Below are 16923 nucleotides of genomic sequence, written 5' to 3'. Positions count from 1 at the left end.
GGGAACAGGATGAAGCCCAATCCGGTTTTCGTCTTGCTGACCATTCTCAGCAAGACGCTGCTGCCGATCTTCGTCACCCTGTTCGGGCTTGCGGCACTGACCTTCTTCATCGGCAGAATGCTGCCGATCGATCCCGTCGCCTCCATTCTCGGCGATAACGCCACGCAACAGGCTTATGAGCAGATGCGCGTGGCGCTCGGCATGGACAAGCCGCTCTGGTATCAGTTTGGCGTTTATGTGAAGGGCATCCTGTCGCTCGATTTTGGCAATGCGCTGACGACCGGCAAGCCTGTTATCGACGATATCGCCCGCGTTTTCCCGGCGACGATCGAGCTTGCCACACTGTCGATCATCATCGGCACCGGGCTTGGCATTCCAGCCGGCGTACTCTCGGCCATGTATCGCAACTCCTGGCTTGATAACGCTATCCGTTTCACCGGGCTGATCGGTTATTCGGCGCCAAACTTCTGGCTCGGCCTGATGGGGCTGGTGCTGTTTTACGCCACGCTCGGCTGGATCGGCGGGCCGGGACGCATCGATTTCATCTATGAATTCGATATCGAACCGATCACCGGCTTCTACCTGATCGACACGGCCATCGTCGGCAACTGGGAAGTCTTTCGCAACGTCTTTGGCCACATCATCCTCCCCGCCTCGATCCTCGGCTTCGGCGCGCTTGCCTATATCAGCCGCATGACACGCTCTTTCATGATCGAGCAGCTGTCACAGGAATATATCGTCACCGCTCGCGTAAAAGGCCTGTCCTGGGCGCGCACCGTATGGATCCACGCCTTCCGCAATGTCGCCGTGCAGGTCATGACTGTGGTGGCGCTCTCCTATGCCTTCCTTCTCGAAGGCGCTGTGCTAACCGAGACGGTGTTCGCGTGGCCCGGTTTCGGCCGTTACCTCACCAATGCCCTGCTCGTTGGTGACATGAATGCGGTTGTGGGCTGCTCGCTCCTGGTCGGCGTCATTTTCGTCACCCTCAACTTGATCTGCGATCTTCTCTATCGCGTCTTCGACCCCAGAACCCGCTGAGGCCACATGAGAGAAAAAGCCATCATCTCTCCGCCCCTTCCTGCCGCCAACGCCCGAAGCGGGCTTGGCGCGTGGCTGCGCGCGCCGGTGCCTACCTCGCCCTTCCATGCCCGCATGCAGCAATTCTGGCTGCAATGGCGACGCTTACGCGCCAACGGTTCAGCACTTTTCGGATTGTGCGTTATCGTTATACTGCTTTTGGCGGCACTTTTCGCGCCACTCCTCGCGACTCACGACATCTTCGAGCAAAACCTCGCGGCCCGTCTTCTCGCGCCGTCGACGGAGCATTGGCTGGGCACCGACGAACTCGGCCGGGACGTCTACAGCCGCCTTCTTTTCGGTGCGCGGATCACCCTTTACATAGCGCTTCTGACGACGGTCATCGTGGCGCCCATCGGCCTCATCGTCGGCACGACGGCGGGCTATCTCGGCGGCTGGGTCGATACTGTGCTGATGCGCATCGTCGACGTGTTCCTTGCCTTCCCGAACCTTATCCTGGCGCTGGCTTTCGTCGCGGCGCTCGGACCGGGCATCGAAAATGCGATCATCGCCATCTCGCTCGCCTCCTGGCCGCCGATCGCGCGGCTCTCGCGCGCCGAAACGCTGACTATTCGCAAGTCGGACTACATCGCCGCCATACGCCTGCAGGGCGCCTCGAACCTGCGCATCATCTTCGGCCACATCATGCCGATGTGTATTCCCTCCGTCGTGGTGCGCGTCACACTCAACATGGCCGCGATCATTCTCACCGCCGCCGGTCTCGGTTTTCTCGGTCTCGGCGCTCAGCCGCCCAGCCCGGAATGGGGCACGATGCTGTCTTCCGGCCGCGAGTTCGTCATGACCAGCTGGTGGATCGCCGCAATCCCCGGAATCGCTATCCTGCTCACCAGCCTCGCCTTCAACCTGCTGGGTGACGGCCTGCGCGACATACTGGATCCCCGACATGGATAAGCCGCTCATTGACGTCAAGGATCTGACAATCCGCTTCGAGACACCGCAGCGCACATTCGATGCCGTACGGGGCGTGTCATTCACCATCGGCCGGGAGAAAGTCGGCATCGTCGGAGAATCCGGTTCGGGCAAGTCGCAGACGGGCCGTGCACTCCTCAAACTGACGCCGAAAGTGGCAACGATCAGCGCGGGCCACATGCGCTTCAAAGATATCGACCTTCTCGCGGCAAGCGAAAAGGACATGCGAAAAATCCGCGGCAACCGCATCTCGATGATCCTTCAAGATCCGAAATACTCGTTGAACCCGCTGATGCGCATAGGCCAGCAGATCGTCGAGGCTTACCGCCTGCATCACAGATCGCCGAAGGCGGAGGCGCGGGTGAAGGCGCTCGCCATGCTGGAAGCGGTACAGATCCGTGATCCCGAGCGCGTCTTCAAACTGTTTCCGCACGAAGTTTCTGGGGGCATGGGGCAGCGCATCATGATCGCCATGATGCTGATCCCCGAGCCTGACCTGATCATTGCCGACGAACCAACCTCCGCCCTCGACGTGACGGTGCGCCGCCAGGTGCTGACCATTCTCGACGAACTGGTGACGCGGCGTGGCACAGGCCTGATGTTCATCAGCCACGATCTCAATCTTGTCGCCAGCTTCTGCGACCGTGTCCTGGTCATGTATGCAGGCCGGATCATGGAGGACTTGCCGGCTAGGGACCTGCGCAAGGCGCAGCATCCCTACACCCAGGCGCTGTTGCAGAGCCTGCCGCGTCTCGACGCCGAAACCGATGAACTGAAAGTGCCATTACGTGATCCGTCCTGGCTCGATGGTCCCGTCTATCGCAACGGAGTTCTGATATGAAACCGAGCCGACCCCTCATTGAGGCGATCGGCCTCTCCATCAGCTTCGGCCCGCAGTACGCCCGCAATCGCGTGGTGGACGACGTGTCGTTTCGCATCGGCAAGGGGGAAGCCTATGGCTTGATCGGGGAATCAGGTTGCGGAAAATCCACCATCCTGCGGGCGCTTTCTGGCCTAAACGTTGAGTACGACGGCGCACTGACGCTCAACGAGCGCGAACTCCCGAAGAAGCGCGACAAAGGTTTTTTCCGCCGGGCGCAGATGGTGTTTCAAGATCCCTTCGGCTCGCTCCATCCGCGCAAGATCGTCGAAAAGGTCCTCTCCGAGCCGTTGAAGATCCATGGCTTCGACCGGCAATCCGAACGCATTGCGGAGACGCTCGACGCCGTCGGCCTCGGTGCGTCCTTCCGCTACCGTTATCCGCATGAATTGTCGGGCGGCCAGCGCCAGCGCGTGGCGATCGCCCGGGCTCTGATCATCGAACCGGATATTCTGCTGCTTGACGAGCCCACCTCAGCGCTCGACGTCTCCGTCCAGGCCGAAATACTCAATCTTCTCAAACGCCTGAGGTCCGAGCGGAACCTGACCTATCTGATGGTCAGCCATGACCTCGCGGTCATCGCCCATATCTGCGAGCGGGCTGGCATGATGCACAAGGGGCGTATCATCGAGGAACTGACGGCTGGACAGATTCGCAAATCCGAAGCGAAGGAGGATTATACCCGGGAGTTCCTGCAAGCCAGCATCGAGGCCGTTGCGCGCGATGCCGAGGTGGTGGCGTGACCAAGGGCTCCTCTAACTCGCATCCGGTTCACGATCGGCAAGGGAAAGCCACTGCAACCGATGCCGCGTTTCGCGAGGAGCGGCTGAAAGCGGTACGCGCCTGCGTGGCATCGCAGGCAACCGATATGCTGCTCGTCGTCCGCCACGGCAAGGTGGTGCTGTCGATCGGTGACGCAGAAAAGAAGTTTCTCTGCCACTCCATGCGCAAGAGCTTCCTCGCGGCTTTGATCGGCTTTGAGGTCGAGGAAGGGAGGATCGACCTCTCGGCCACGCTGGAAAGTCTCAGTATCGACGACTACCAGGGGCTGAGCACCATCGAAAGGCAGGCGACCGTCTATGATCTCCTGACGGCCCGGTCGGGCATCTACCATCCGGCGGGCTACGAAACCCCGTGGATGCGGCGCATCAAGGAGAAGCGTCATTCGCACGCGCCCGGCACCTTCTGGTGCTACAACAACTGGGATTTCAATGCGCTCGGCACGATCTTCGAAAAGGTGACCGGTGAAACGGTGCATCACGCTTTTGCGCGCCACATCGCCGGGCCAATCGGCATGGAGGATTTTGCGCTTGAGGGCGAAACGCCGGATGGCTGGCACGAGAGCTTCGATATCAGCCATCACCGCGCCTATCCGTTCCGCATGTCGAGCCGGGATCTTGCCCGCTTCGGGCAACTCTTCCTGCAGCAGGGACTTTGGAACGGTGTGCCTATCTTGCCGGCGGGATGGGCGCAGGAATGCGTCATGCCCTATTCCGATGCGGGCACCCACGGCGGCTACGGTTACATGTGGTGGCTGGAACGGGACGGCGTGTTCCTGCCCGGCGCCGTAACCCCGAAGGGCAGTTACGCCGCCATGGGTGCTGGCGGGCACTACTGCATCGGCATCCCGGCGCTGGACATGGTTGTCGTCCACCGCGTTGATACAGAGATTGCCGGCCGCGAAGTCAACCGCTTCAAAATGGGAAGGCTGCTGCGCCTGCTGCTTGCCGCGCTCGATGACACGTCCTGATGGTTGATCTCATCAAACTCAGTTTTCTACGAACCGTGTCTGTCGGGACCGCCAGAAAGTGCATTGCCAAAAGCAGACAAGAGGCCTTTGATCATGACCGTCATCGAAACCATCGCCGCCTGGTGCGCCGCCCCACCCGCCCCCAGCAACACCGCTCGCCGCTTAGCGCGGGAAGCGATCACCGATACGATCGCCTGTTTTTATGCCGGCCGCAACGACAAGAGCACGGTTGCCGTGGCTCGCGCTTTAGGCTGGCAACCCACCGGAGAAGCTGCGCTCGTCACCGGTGGCCGGCAGTCTCCGTCCGTCGCCGCGTTGGTCAATGGCACAGCGGCTCACGCGCTGGACTATGACGACAATTTTCGCCCGGGGATGAGCCATGCATCGGCGGTCATCGTGCCGGCCCTGCTTGCGGTTGCCGATCGCGTCGGCGCGAGCGGGCGCGCATTGGTCGATGCCTATCTCGTGGGGCTGCAGGCGCAGGCCTTTGTCGGTAGCGGCGTCGCGGGTTCGCATTATACGGCAGGCTGGCACGGCACCTCCACCGTCGGCAGTATCGGCACGGCCGCAGGTGTGGCGAAACTGATCGGTCTCGATTCGGCGGGCATCGCCCGCGCATTGTCGCTCGGTGCCAGCATGGCGTCCGGCACCAAGGGCCAATTCGGCACGCCGGTAAAACCCTTCCACGCGGGCATGGCCGCACGCAACGCGGTAGAAGCCGCCCTACTGGCGGCCGAAGGCCTGCACGGGCGACTTGATATCTTAGAGGGCGAGCAAGGCTTTGTCGAAATGTTCGGCGGCGCACGGCCCGTAGGCTATGACGTTGCGGACATCGCGGCGACGCGCGAACATACGATCGAGACAGTCGGGGTCATGCCGAAGCTGCATCCCTGCTGCGGCTCTACCCACCTCATCGTCGATGCGGCGCTGGACCTCACGCGCGAAACGGACATCGATCCAGATGCAATTGTATCCGCGAACTGCCATGTCGGCATCGCCAACTATCGCAATCTTGCCTATCCCGAACCGAAGAACGAGATGCAGGCCCGGTTTTCCATGCAATATTGCCTCGCACTGGCGCTGCGAAATAAAACCCTGTCTCTGTCCGATTTCACCCCGGCCGCAGTCGACGTCTTCGCTGCCGATCCATTGCTCGCGAAGATTGGCATGACCCATTACAGCGCGGCCGAGGAGGCAGAAGCGAAAACCTATCAGCTGCCGCACAGGCTCAAGGTCACACTGGCTGATGGACGCGTACTGGAGACTGAGCGCCAGGCTGCGCGGGGCGGCTTGGCAAATCCATTCTCGCAGGAGGATCGCCAGGCGAAATTTGCCGATTGCCTCGACGGCGCGCCTGAAGCTGAGGCGATTTCCGCTGGCCTGAAGCGACTCGATGAAAAGGCGGATCTTCGCTTCCTCGAAGGCCTGTTCTCTCAGCCGGCGAAGGCTGCGTGAAGATCAAGCAGAAAGAGCGACGCGATCCGTGAGCGTGCCGACTTCTTCGGCGCGCTTCCAGAATCGACCGGCGCTTTTGCAGCGCAGGCGAAAGGAGCGATAAAGGCGGATTTCTACGATCATGTCGAAGCTGGGATCTGCCGCCCTAACCAGCTGCCCATTCTTCATCTCGGCCACCGCCAGGCTCTCGGGAATCCACGCGACGCCGTGTCCTGCAACTGCCATGGCCTTCAGTGCGGCAGACATTCCGTTCTCATAAACGGTGTTGAGCTGGAAGGACGCTCGGTCGAAAATCGCCTGGGGCAGCGCCTGGGCGAAGAAGGAACTGTCGCGATAACCGAGATAATTGACCGGCGCCCCATCAAGCGCGAGCTTGTGGAGGGGTTTGCCCTCACCATCCCCAGCGGAAACGGCAATCACCCGTTCGGCCCCGAGCGTCAGATAGGGGTAGTCGACAAGTTCACGGATCGCCGGAACACAATCGTGAGAATAGGTGAGAAGGAAATCGCATTCGTTGCGCAAGAGCTTGGAAACATTGGTGGCGAAAGACGAATAGGCTTCCGAGAAGCGCGTACGGAATGGCTCACCGGACGCTTCCACCCTTTCCATCCAAAGGGGAAAGAAAGTCAACACCAGAGTACTCATGGTAGCGAAGGACAGTATCTCGTCAGGTGCTGAGTGGCGCTGCAGCGTTTCCTCACGCAGCGCCGAAATAGCGTCTACCGCTTTCCTAGCGCGCGGCAGGAAGCTCTCGCCAGCAGGTGTCAGGTGCACCGGATAGGTGGAGCGATCGATAAGCGGAAGACCGGCCCATTGCTCCAGTTGCTGGATGCGCCGACTAAGTGCTGACTGTGTGATATTGCGGTCATTGGCAGCCTGCGTGAAACTCTTGTAATGGCAGAGGGACAGGAAATCCTCCAACCATTTCATTTCCATGGACGTATCTCCCAACCTGCTGACAGGGGAAGATGACATGCTGGGTCCGACCTCGCAAGCCGGAGATGCATCTGATGAATTCTCTGAAGTCACCTGACTCACCTATCAAGCCACCGACCGCGCACGTAGTCGCTGGCGTTCGAATACCGCTCGGTTTTAACCTGAGTTTCAATCTATTTCAGCACTGAGTGCTTTATCGTTCGGCAGGCCGACACGCTGTTGTGGCACACGGCGGCCGCACTAGGCCTCTGCCATTCCGGAACAAAAAAGGCGGCAGGACCAACGACAAGACCGCGCCCTATAGCATCGTGACCACCCCCGCAACCGATCATATGGAGGAGAACTGATCGACAATTTATCGAACATCAGTCCCAGAAAGCTCATCGCAGCAGGCGGCCTAGGACTTCTTGGTTCTGCCATCGGAACGGACCTATCTTTTGCCATCACCGCCGATGACATCAAGAAGCGCGATACAGCTGCGCGGGGCGGACACTGGTTGGCCGTCTGGGCCCTAGTCTCGCACCGATACCCTTGATTCTCTTAGAGTCGCACTCTACGTATTTAAAAAGTCGGGAGGAAATATGCGTCAGGTTTTAAGTCTAAAAGCAGAAACCGGCGTGAGAGGACTGGATGATGTTCTTTCCGGTGGCTTTACGCGCAGGCATGTTTTTTTGCTTGAGGGCTCTCCAGGGACAGGCAAAACCACGATTGCTTTGCAGTTTCTTATTGAAGGAGAAAAACGCGGGGAGCGCTGCCTCTACATCAGCCTGTCGGAAACGGACGAAGAATTGCGCGATTGCGCGAGATCGCATGGCATGGAGATTGGTAGCGGGATCGAGATATTTGAACTCGTTCCCCCGGAAAGCCTTCTCGATGCCGAACAACAGCAAAGCCTGCTCTACTCCTCGGATCTCGAGTTGGGGGAAACGACAAAGCTGATTTTCCAGGCCTTTGAGCGGATCAAACCCCAGCGCGTCGTGATTGATAGCCTTTCTGAAATTCGCCTTCTGGCGCAGAGTTCCCTGCGATACCGCAGACAGATCCTCGCATTGAAGCACTTCTTTGCGCGCTCCGATGCGACGGTGCTGTTGCTTGATGACATGACGTCGGAAAATTTTGACAAGACCGTCCATAGCGTGGTCCATGGTGTCATTCATCTCGAACAGTTGCTTCCGGATTACGGCTCCGAGCGCCGCCGATTGAGAGTGATTAAATATCGCGGCCAGGCGTTTCGCGGCGGCTATCATGATTTCGTCATCAAGACGGGTGGCGTTGCGGTCTTTCCGCGCCTTCGCGCGATCGAGCACAGAACCGAATTTGAACGTACCACCCTCTCGAGCGGTCTTGCCGAATTCGATGGCCTGCTCGGTGGAGGCGTGGAGCGTGGATCGAGCACTCTTCTCATCGGCCCTGCTGGAACGGGAAAGAGCCTGTTTGCCCTCCAGTTCGTCAACGCCGCAGTCGAGCGTGGCGAAAGGGCAGCGATCTTTATTTTCGATGAAGAACTTGGTCTCCTATACGCGCGCACCAGATCGATGGGTATCGACTTGGAGAAGTTGCAGGCAGAAGGACACATCCACATCGAGCAACTCGACGCCGCCGAACTATCACCGGGGGAATTTGCACAGCGTGTGCGCGACCGTGTCTCAACCTACGATGCCAAAACAGTCGTTATCGACAGCATAAATGGCTATCAGGCTTCAATGCCGGAAGAGAATGCTCTCATCTTGCACATGCATGAACTGCTACAATACCTCAACAGGCAGGGAGCCAACACGTTCCTGACGGTTGCCCAGCATGGGCTCGTCGGGGATATGAAATCGCCCGTCGATGTCACTTATCTTGCAGATAGCGTCATCCTTCTCAGATATTTCGAGGCGCTCGGAAAAGTGCGGCGCGCTGTATCGGTGATAAAGAAGCGCACGGGGCCTCACGAAGACACGATCCGTGAGTTCAAGATATCGGGTAACGGACTGACCCTCGGAGAACCGCTTTCCGGCTTCCAAGGGATTCTTCGCGGCGTTCCAAACTTTGTCGGCGATCAACACCCTCTTCTTCCTCTTAACGGGGAGGACAGCAAGAATTTCTAACAGCGACATAAGCGCACTTGTCTATGCTCCGATCGGCCGCGATGCACAAATTGCAGCGTCACTCCTGAGCGAAGCTGGTGTTTCTTCCACCCTGGTCGCCGATATTGCATCGTTTGTGGCCGGTCTGAAGGACAACGTCGCCTTCGCTGTGGTGACAGAGGAGGCTTTGCGTTCAGCGGACTTGAGGGGGATTTCCGCTTGGATCGCAGCACAGCCCAGTTGGTCTGACCTGCCCTTCATCATCCTCACAAACCGTGGCGGCGGACCTGAGCGGAACCCGACTGCGGCGAGGCTCTCTGAAGTGGTGGGAAATGTGAGTTTTGTCGAGCGACCTTTTCATGCAACGAGCTTCATAAGCGTTGCAAGGTCGGCCATGCGCGGTCGCCGCCGTCAATTCGATGCCCGGGTCCGAATGGAGGCGCTGGATGAAGGCGAGCGTCGCCTTCAAACGGCCCTCGCCGCGGGCCGCCTTGGCGCCTGGGAGCTCGATCTTGCAACCAATGAACTGACCACCTCGGCAACATTTCGATCCATTTTTGGCCGCGGTCCCGACGATGATTTTTCCTATACGGACCTTTTGGCATCGATCCACCCTGCAGATCTCGAGCGCATGCAGTTGGCCGTTCGTACAACGATCGAAACGGGCGCCGATTACTCGATAGAATACCGAACGGTCTGGACTGATGGGTCTACCCACTGGGTGGAGATTCGCGCCCAACTCTACAGCGACCGCACTGGCAGGGCCAGCAAGCTGGTTGGCGTATCTGCCGACATCACCTCACGGCTGGAAGAGGAAGAGCATCAACGGTTGTTGAATGAGGTTCTGGAAGAGCGCGTCGCTGCGCGAACGCGTGACCTGGAAAAAGCATATGCGACAGTCATGGAAGAGGTGAGCCAAAGAGAGCGCGCTGAGCAACAATTGCGCCAGTCCCAGAAAATGGAGGCGATCGGCCAACTTACCGGCGGCGTGGCCCATGATTTTAACAACCTCTTGATGGCCGTGCTTGGCAATCTTGAACTCCTGCGAAAATATGTTGGCGATGATGCGAAAGCGGTCCGGCTGATAGAGGGTGCGCAGCAGGGTGCTAAACGTGGCGCTTCCCTTACCCAGCGCCTTCTCGCTTTCGCCCGCAGGCAGGATCTGCGCATCGCTCCGGTCGATATGCGCGCGCTGGTTACCGGAATGGAAGACCTGCTGAAACGATCCGTTGGCTCCACAGTGGTCGTGAGAACTGACGTGCCGGATCATCTCCCGCTAGTTTCGGCGGACGCAAACCAGATTGAACTTGCGCTCCTCAATCTTGTTGTGAACGCCCGTGACGCCATGCCGGATGGCGGTGAAATCTCCATTGGCCTGAACCACGTCGATCAGTCCGTGCCGGACGGTGAGCTTGCGGCAGGCGATTACGTCGTCCTTTCTGTGGTTGACCAAGGTTACGGAATGGATCGTGAAACCTTGCGAAAGGCCGTAGAGCCGTTTTTCTCGACAAAGGAACTTGGAAAAGGAACAGGTCTTGGCCTTTCCATGATCCACGGCCTGGCGTCCCAGTTGAAAGGTGATCTCAAGCTGACAAGCGAGTTGGGTAGGGGCACGAAGGCGGAACTGTGGATCCCAGTCTCGACATCCGAAATCACAAACGACTCAGCACCGATTGAGGTGTCAGTAGCACCAACCGCGAGCGCTTCAGGACCGAAACGGATCCTGCTGGTGGATGACGATCCTCTCATAGCTATGAGCTCAGCCGATATGCTGATGGACCTCGGGCACGATGTCGTTGAAGCACATTCAGGGAAAGAAGCCTTGGAGTACCTGGGGGACGGAAGCTGTTTTGACCTCCTGATCACCGACTATTCGATGCCTGGCATGACCGGAGCAGATCTGGTCATTGCAGTCCGCCATATTGTTCCAAAGCTTCCGATACTCATCGCCTCAGGCTACGCAGAACTACCGCCTGGAGTTGATCTTGACGTCGCACGGCTCGGCAAGCCGTATACACAAGATCAACTGGAGCGGGAGCTTCGAAAGCTATTTAACGATCCGATCGGGACAGGGCCAGTCATCAGGAACGGGCCGTAGAACAGGACTGTCGAAAAGTGGAGCAACTGGAAAGAGTACCGATCTCGTCGAGAACTTTTATCCTTCAGGTCCGGACGTGGACAACGCATTGTCGAGCACCGGCCCGACAAGCGCTAAAAAGTCGCGGATGCTGAAAATCGATGCTTTGAACAACTTAAATGTCTTCGATGTGTAGCCAGACACACCCTGCTCTAAAGGATCGAACTGATGGTTGTGTGTTTCTATAGAAGCTGAGACGTCCCAGACTAGCCGCCGTGAAATTCACGGCGGCTAGTCGCTTCAGATATCGATGCAACCGAGTTTCGTCAGCGTCGCATTGACCCAGGCTCGATCGTTCTTGCCTGCGCGGATTGCTTCCATCTGCTTTGTCTCAGCTGTATGCTTTTTCGTCGCCGCGTCGAAAACAGTCTCCACATCGTCGATAGACACACTCAGGCAGCCGTCCGGATCGCCACATACGAGATCACCGGGGTTGATCACCATCCCGCCAATCGAGATCGGAACATTCACTTCGCCTGGCCCATCCTTGTAAGGGCCGCGATGAGTGACCCCTAGAGCAAAGACCGGGAAAGTACCGGCGGAAAGCTCGGCGCTGTCACGGATTGCGCCGTTGATAACGATTCCGCCAAGGCCGCGCTGAACCGCGTGTGCCACCATCAGTTCCCCAATTATCGCGTTAGTAAGATCACCCCCAGCATCGACAACGACGATGTCGCCGGGTTCCGCCATATCAAGCGCCTTGTGGACCATGAGATTGTCGCCAGGGCGAGCCTTCACCGTAACTGCTGGACCTACCATCATGCCGCCGGTATAGTAGGGACGAAGAGCCGCACCGCCTGCCGTCATGCGGCTCATGACATCGCTAATATTGGCAACGGGCAAAGCACGAAAGGCGTCTACCCACTTCGCCTCGACCTTGCGTTCACGCTTACAAACGCGGAATCCAATCATTCTATTTCTCCTTAATATCGGTGATTTCAGGCGGCAGATGCGAGGTTTTTGTTGGCAAGAGCCTGGCTGTCATAGCCCCTGCCCTCGAGCACGCCGATGATGTGGGTGGCACTCTGTACCGCCATGTTGCGCAGGGCCGAGCGGCTCGCGCCGCCGACATGCGGCGTAGCGATGAGATTGGGTAAAGTCCAAAGCACGCTGTCGCTGGGAGGTGGCTCCTCCTCAAAACTGTCGAGGGCTGCCCCCGCGATCGATTTCGTCTGCAACGCTTTAACAAGCGCGGCTTGATCCACCACCGCCCCACGGGCGGTGTTGATCAGAAAGGCATCCTGTTTCATCAGTGACAGGCGCTCGGCGTTAATGAGATGGTGTGTCTGCGGCATCAGCGGGCAGTGCAGGCTGACAACATCAGCAGCTCTCAATATCTCGCTGAGGTCTCGACTGACCGCGATCTCTAACGTGTCCGCCGCAAAGGGGTCATAGGCGATAACCTTCATCCCAAGGCCACGCGCAAGCGCAGCGGCGCGCTGGCCGATCTCCCCGAAACCGACAACGCCGAATACAGCACCGGCAAGGTCGCGTCCCACATATTTCGTTTTCGGCCAACCGCCGGCCTTCACCTGGCTATCCAGCGAAAGAACATCCTTCATCAGACTTACCGTCAGGCTGATCGCAAGTTCCGCTACCGACTGCGCATTGGCGGCCAGCGCCCTGAGAACCGGGACGCCCACTTCGGTCGCTGCAGCAAGGTCGATGTTGTCGACGCCACTGCCATGTTTGGCGATGACCTTCAGTCGCGGCGATGCCGCGATCACCGATCGGTCGATCGACCCTTGTCGCACAAGTATGGCATCGACCTCATGATCCCGCGCCATCGCGGCAAGATCATCTGGCGTCGAATAGGCGGGTGCAAAAATCGGCTCAAGCCGATGGTCTGCCAAGAGCTGCATGGCTTCGGAGACCAGTTGGGCTCCCGTGACCATGACTCGGCCTCTAACCTGCGTGGACGTCATTTCAGTCGCATTCATGTGTGCGCCTCGCTTTTACAAATCGGTAGTGATTGGGAAAGAGCACCCGTCTTCGGCCGAGGCTAAAGGGCATCGCGATCTCTCTGAGACTGGCAGCCGGCACCAATCTGTTTTTGCACCGGCTAGCCTCTGCTGTGTTGTCGTTAGCCGTTTTGGGTGCCCCATTTGCGAACCGTCAAAAGCTCGATCGTACGGAAGACAAGTCCTTCAACCACGAGGCCGATGACGATGACGGTCAGCAGGCCGGCAAACACGCCGGAGGTTTCGAGTGCGTTCCGCGCCTCGAAAATGTACCAGCCGAGGCCAGCGGCATTTCCTGAAACACCGAAGACAAGTTCGGCGGCGATCAGCGTGCGCCAAGCGAAAGCCCAGCCAATCTTCAAACCCGACAGGATCGACGGGAAGGCTGCCGGAATGAGGATGAAAAACACCATTCGCAGGCCACCAAGACCGTAGTTGCGGCCAGCCATTTTCTGGGTCTGGCTGACGGAAAGAAAGCCCGTGAACGTGTTGAGCGATACGGCCCAAAGCACGGAGTGGACGATCACGAAGACAATGCTACTGGTACCTAGGCCAAACCACAGAAGCGCGAGCGGAAGAACGGCGATGGCTGGCAGCGGGTTAAACATTGCCGTCAGCGTTGCCAGCAGATCGGTCCCGAAACGGGTGGAAATCGCAAGCGTTGTCATCACCGCGGCAAGAGCGATGGCGGTCGCGTAACCGGTCAGAAGAACCTGGAGGGAGGTTATTGCCGCGGACGGTAGCCGTCCGGAAACGATGTCGGCCCAGAGTGTCGTGATTGTATCGCTGAAAGACGGAAACATCAGCGGATTGCCAAGGTAACGAGCGTAAGCTTCCCAGATAAGGCAAAGCCCGATCAGCACCAGCGCACGACGAAATCCGGTGATGTTAAAGAGGCCTTCCCAAAAGCCGACATCCTGCTTGATGCTGCCGATCTGCGAGATATCGAGGGTCTGGTATTCCAGATCTGGTCTTGCCGGCAGGCTCGCCGGCGCGGTCAGAACCTTAGTCATGAGCAACCTCCTGATCGCCGAAAAGCATCTGGTTGATCTTTCGATTGAAGGCCATGAAATCCGCATCGCCCTGATGCTGATGCCCGTAGGCGGTCGCGTCCAGTTCAGCGCGAACCTGGCCGGGATGCGGAGAGAGCACAAGAATGCGCGAGCCGACGATGATTGCCTCTTCGATCGAGTGCGTCACGAAAAGCAGTGTGAAACGTACGTCGTCCCAAAGCTCCAGAAGCTCCTCCTGCATACGCCGGCGCGTCAGAGCATCGAGCGCTGCGAAAGGCTCGTCCATCAGAAGCATCGCCGGCTCCATCGCGAGGGCGCGTGCAATCGCCACGCGCTGCTTCATGCCGCCGGATAGCATGTGTGGATAGGAATTTTCGAATTTCGAAAGCCCTACCTTGTCAATCACCCGCCTCGCCCGGTCTCGAACCTCGCTTTTCGGGAAGCGTCCTGAACGGCGTATCGGGAACATGACGTTGTCGATCACCGTCATCCACGGCATCAGCTGATCGAATTCCTGAAACACCATCATGCGATCGGGTCCCGGTCCTTTAACCGGCTTGCCTGCAAGCTTGATGTCGCCTTCGACCGGCGCCAGGAATCCGGCAACGCTTTTCAACAGCGTCGACTTTCCGCAACCAGATGGGCCGAGCAGAATGAAGCGGTCGTCCTTTTGGACGTTGAAGCTGACTTTGTAGGTCGCCGTAAGAATGGCTGCACCGGTCTTGTACTGGAGCGTAACGCCGTTGACCGAGAGCAACGGGGAGATTGTGTCGATGCCGGGCGTGCGATTTGCAAACTGGTTGTTCATGTCCATCAGCTTCCATCCCCCTGACTGACAGGCTCGAAGAACATGTCGCGCCAGCTCGCAGGCGCCTGCTTGATAGCGCCGGTCCCTGCCAGGAAGTTCGCAAAAGTTTGCATCCCTCGCGGTTCGATGGTGAAAACCTGACCACGAATGGCGTCTTCGACCTGCACTGCTGAAAGGCTCGTCTTTTCGGCAGCCCTATAGATTTCGCCAGCTTTACCGGGATCTTTCTGGATCAGGTCCATCGCTTCCTTCAGTGCACCAACGAATGCTGCCAGCACTTTCGGGTTGGCCTCAGCGAATTTTTGGGTCGAAGCATAGAGCGCGCCGGAGTAAGGCCCTCCGATAATGTCGCGACCATCGGTGACTTTGAAGCACTTCTTCGATGCCTCAAGCGTGCTGATGAACGGCGGCGAGGCGAAGTAGAGGGTCACTCCGTTCCCGGATATCAGTGCGGTTGTTGCGTCCGGGTGCGGCAACTGGACCATCTGCTTATCAAAGCGTTTGGCCTCTCCTTTGCCGAATTCTTTCTCCGCCGCCATTTGCAACATGATGGCCTGCGGCGACGTCGTGCCAGTGACCGCGATACGGTCCGTGGGCTTGATGTCCTTGATCGACTTGATCGAGGGATCGTTGGTATACAAGGTCAAAACCGCTTCATTGCATGCCGCGATCCCCTTGAGGTCATAGGAGCCCCTGGTCTTGGCCCAGGCGGCAATCAGGGCAGTCGAGCCATAGGCTCCAATATCAAGGCTGCCGCTGAAGATGCCGTCATTAATGACGGACGAACCACTGACACGCTGTATCTGAAATTCAGTTCCGGCAAGACCATTGCTCTCGGCATGTTTTTGGAAGAGCGAAAGCTTTTCCGCGACGGTGGTCGCCAGATGGCTCGTACCGTACTGTGTGGCAACCTTGATCGTCTTCTTCTCTTGCGACCGGGCCACCAGAGGCGCTCCGGACGCTGCGAGAAGACCAATCCCGGCAAAGGCCAGAGACTGACGTCTTGTGAAATTGGTCATAAACTCCTCCACGAGTTTCGCCTGGCGAAAATGAGCTCTCGGAGGGTTCACGACAATCATGAGCGCGCACCCATCCTCCCGATGAGCAGCACCTTTTTAGCATTTTGAAACGGCGTTGCAAATAATAAATGCAACGGCGTTGCATTTTTAAAATTCACCGCCCAGGGAGTTCGTCAGGCCCTCAGCGAAGTTGCGCAACTGCTGAGCAACCTGCGCAGCCTTATCAGCGGTCAGCCGCGATGCGGGACCGGTGATGGCGAGCGCGCCCAAGAGGCGCTGACCGGCTCCGAACACGGGAGCGGCCATCGAAGCAACGTGTGGATCCGTCACCCCGTTGGAATAGATGGGTAGATCGATATCTTTAGAGCTGTCTGTATCGCCCGCCTCAAACATGCGCAGAACCTGGGCAATCGAAGACGCATCCATGGGTCTGAGATCTCCGGGTCGAACATGCATGCGCAGCGGCGAAGGCGAGTCGTGGCGGAACAGGCAAAGACGCTGATCGCCGCGCCGGATATAGAATGAAGCGGTCTCTCCCGAGATCGCGACAAGCCGCTCCAGAACCGGCATCACTTCGGATTCAAGCGCATATGATTGAAGGTATACGGAGCCAAGTCTGGCAATTTCCGTGCCCAGACGATACCGGCCGTCCCGCATCCGCTCAATGAAACCGAAACTTTGAAGCGAAACACACAGGCGCATGATCGTGCTTTTGACGAGGCCTGTCCGTTCCGCGAGTTGTGTCAGTTCCAGAGCATCGTCGCCCCTACGAAACGCGGACAGCACGGTGAGAAGCCGATCAGCGGAGGCCACGCCTTTGACCCGAGGTAAACCTTGCTCGTACTCGTCGTCCATGTTCACCATCTTCTTCATAGCTTCGTTCAGCAT

15 protein-coding genes are annotated in these 16923 nt (G+C 58.2%); 8 read left to right on the top strand and 7 right to left on the bottom strand.

Annotated features, from left to right (window positions below):
• Positions 1-9 precede the first annotated feature (9 nt).
• From EYC79_RS08455 to EYC79_RS08430, 6 genes are all read left to right on the top strand, one after another.
• Positions 10-1038 (top strand): ABC transporter permease, encoded by a 1029-nt coding sequence (locus tag EYC79_RS08455; RefSeq protein WP_162746159.1) that lies wholly within the window; start codon positions 10-12, stop codon positions 1036-1038.
• 6 nt (positions 1039-1044) lie between these two features.
• On the top strand, positions 1045-1989 hold the full coding sequence (gene nikC / locus EYC79_RS08450; RefSeq protein ID WP_130977673.1) for a nickel transporter permease: 945 nt from the start codon (positions 1045-1047) through the stop codon (positions 1987-1989).
• On the top strand, positions 1982-2848 hold the full coding sequence (locus EYC79_RS08445; RefSeq protein ID WP_130977672.1) for an ABC transporter ATP-binding protein: 867 nt from the start codon (positions 1982-1984) through the stop codon (positions 2846-2848). The genes nikC and EYC79_RS08445 overlap by 8 nt, the downstream gene beginning before the upstream one ends.
• On the top strand, positions 2845-3630 hold the full coding sequence (locus EYC79_RS08440) for an ABC transporter ATP-binding protein (RefSeq protein ID WP_113326493.1): 786 nt from the start codon (positions 2845-2847) through the stop codon (positions 3628-3630). The genes EYC79_RS08445 and EYC79_RS08440 overlap by 4 nt, the downstream gene beginning before the upstream one ends.
• Positions 3627-4637: a serine hydrolase domain-containing protein gene (locus EYC79_RS08435; RefSeq protein WP_245495226.1), complete on the top strand. Its 1011-nt coding sequence runs from the start codon at positions 3627-3629 to the stop codon at positions 4635-4637. The genes EYC79_RS08440 and EYC79_RS08435 overlap by 4 nt, the downstream gene beginning before the upstream one ends.
• 90 nt (positions 4638-4727) lie before the next feature.
• Positions 4728-6092 carry an MmgE/PrpD family protein gene (locus EYC79_RS08430; RefSeq protein ID WP_418122275.1) on the top strand — a complete coding sequence of 455 codons (1365 nt, stop codon included), beginning with the start codon at positions 4728-4730 and terminating at the stop codon, positions 6090-6092.
• Positions 6093-6095: 3 nt separating this feature from the next.
• Here the strand turns inward: EYC79_RS08430 and EYC79_RS08425 are convergent, their stop codons facing one another.
• On the bottom strand, positions 6096-7028 hold the full coding sequence (locus EYC79_RS08425) for a LysR family transcriptional regulator (RefSeq protein WP_130977670.1): 933 nt from the start codon (positions 7026-7028) through the stop codon (positions 6096-6098).
• Between the two features lie 581 nt (positions 7029-7609).
• On the opposite strand from EYC79_RS08425, the gene EYC79_RS08420 reads away from it, so the two are divergent.
• Both EYC79_RS08420 and EYC79_RS08415 read left to right on the top strand, forming a co-directional pair.
• The gene (locus tag EYC79_RS08420) at positions 7610-9118 is read left to right on the top strand and encodes an ATPase domain-containing protein (protein ID WP_112359891.1); all 1509 of its coding nucleotides are present in this window, start codon (positions 7610-7612) and stop codon (positions 9116-9118) included.
• Complete coding sequence (locus EYC79_RS08415; RefSeq protein WP_418122239.1) at positions 9060-11195, top strand: ATP-binding protein; 2136 nt, start codon at positions 9060-9062, stop codon at positions 11193-11195. Before EYC79_RS08420 ends, EYC79_RS08415 begins: the two co-directional genes overlap by 59 nt.
• Positions 11196-11474: 279 nt before the next feature.
• Here EYC79_RS08415 and EYC79_RS08410 read toward each other — a convergent pair whose 3' ends face one another.
• From EYC79_RS08410 to EYC79_RS08385, 6 genes are all read right to left on the bottom strand, one after another.
• Positions 11475-12146: an RraA family protein gene (locus EYC79_RS08410; protein ID WP_130977669.1), complete on the bottom strand. Its 672-nt coding sequence runs from the start codon at positions 12144-12146 to the stop codon at positions 11475-11477.
• Between the two features lie 26 nt (positions 12147-12172).
• Positions 12173-13129: a hydroxyacid dehydrogenase gene (locus EYC79_RS08405; RefSeq protein ID WP_205654337.1), complete on the bottom strand. Its 957-nt coding sequence runs from the start codon at positions 13127-13129 to the stop codon at positions 12173-12175.
• Between the two features lie 188 nt (positions 13130-13317).
• Positions 13318-14208: an ABC transporter permease gene (locus EYC79_RS08400; RefSeq protein WP_130977668.1), complete on the bottom strand. Its 891-nt coding sequence runs from the start codon at positions 14206-14208 to the stop codon at positions 13318-13320.
• A complete protein-coding gene (locus EYC79_RS08395; protein WP_130977667.1) occupies positions 14201-15022 on the bottom strand; it encodes an ABC transporter ATP-binding protein in 822 nt (273 codons plus the stop codon). The genes EYC79_RS08400 and EYC79_RS08395 overlap by 8 nt, the downstream gene beginning before the upstream one ends.
• Complete coding sequence (locus EYC79_RS08390) at positions 15022-16035, bottom strand: ABC transporter substrate-binding protein (RefSeq protein ID WP_165456983.1); 1014 nt, start codon at positions 16033-16035, stop codon at positions 15022-15024. The genes EYC79_RS08395 and EYC79_RS08390 overlap by 1 nt, the downstream gene beginning before the upstream one ends.
• 147 nt (positions 16036-16182) lie before the next feature.
• Positions 16183-16923: an IclR family transcriptional regulator gene (locus tag EYC79_RS08385; protein ID WP_245495225.1), complete on the bottom strand. Its 741-nt coding sequence runs from the start codon at positions 16921-16923 to the stop codon at positions 16183-16185.

Source organism: Agrobacterium cavarae (genome assembly GCF_004310285.1).
GTDB classification, from domain to species: domain Bacteria; phylum Pseudomonadota; class Alphaproteobacteria; order Rhizobiales; family Rhizobiaceae; genus Agrobacterium; species Agrobacterium cavarae.
This window is presented reverse-complemented; position numbering and strand designations above follow the sequence as displayed.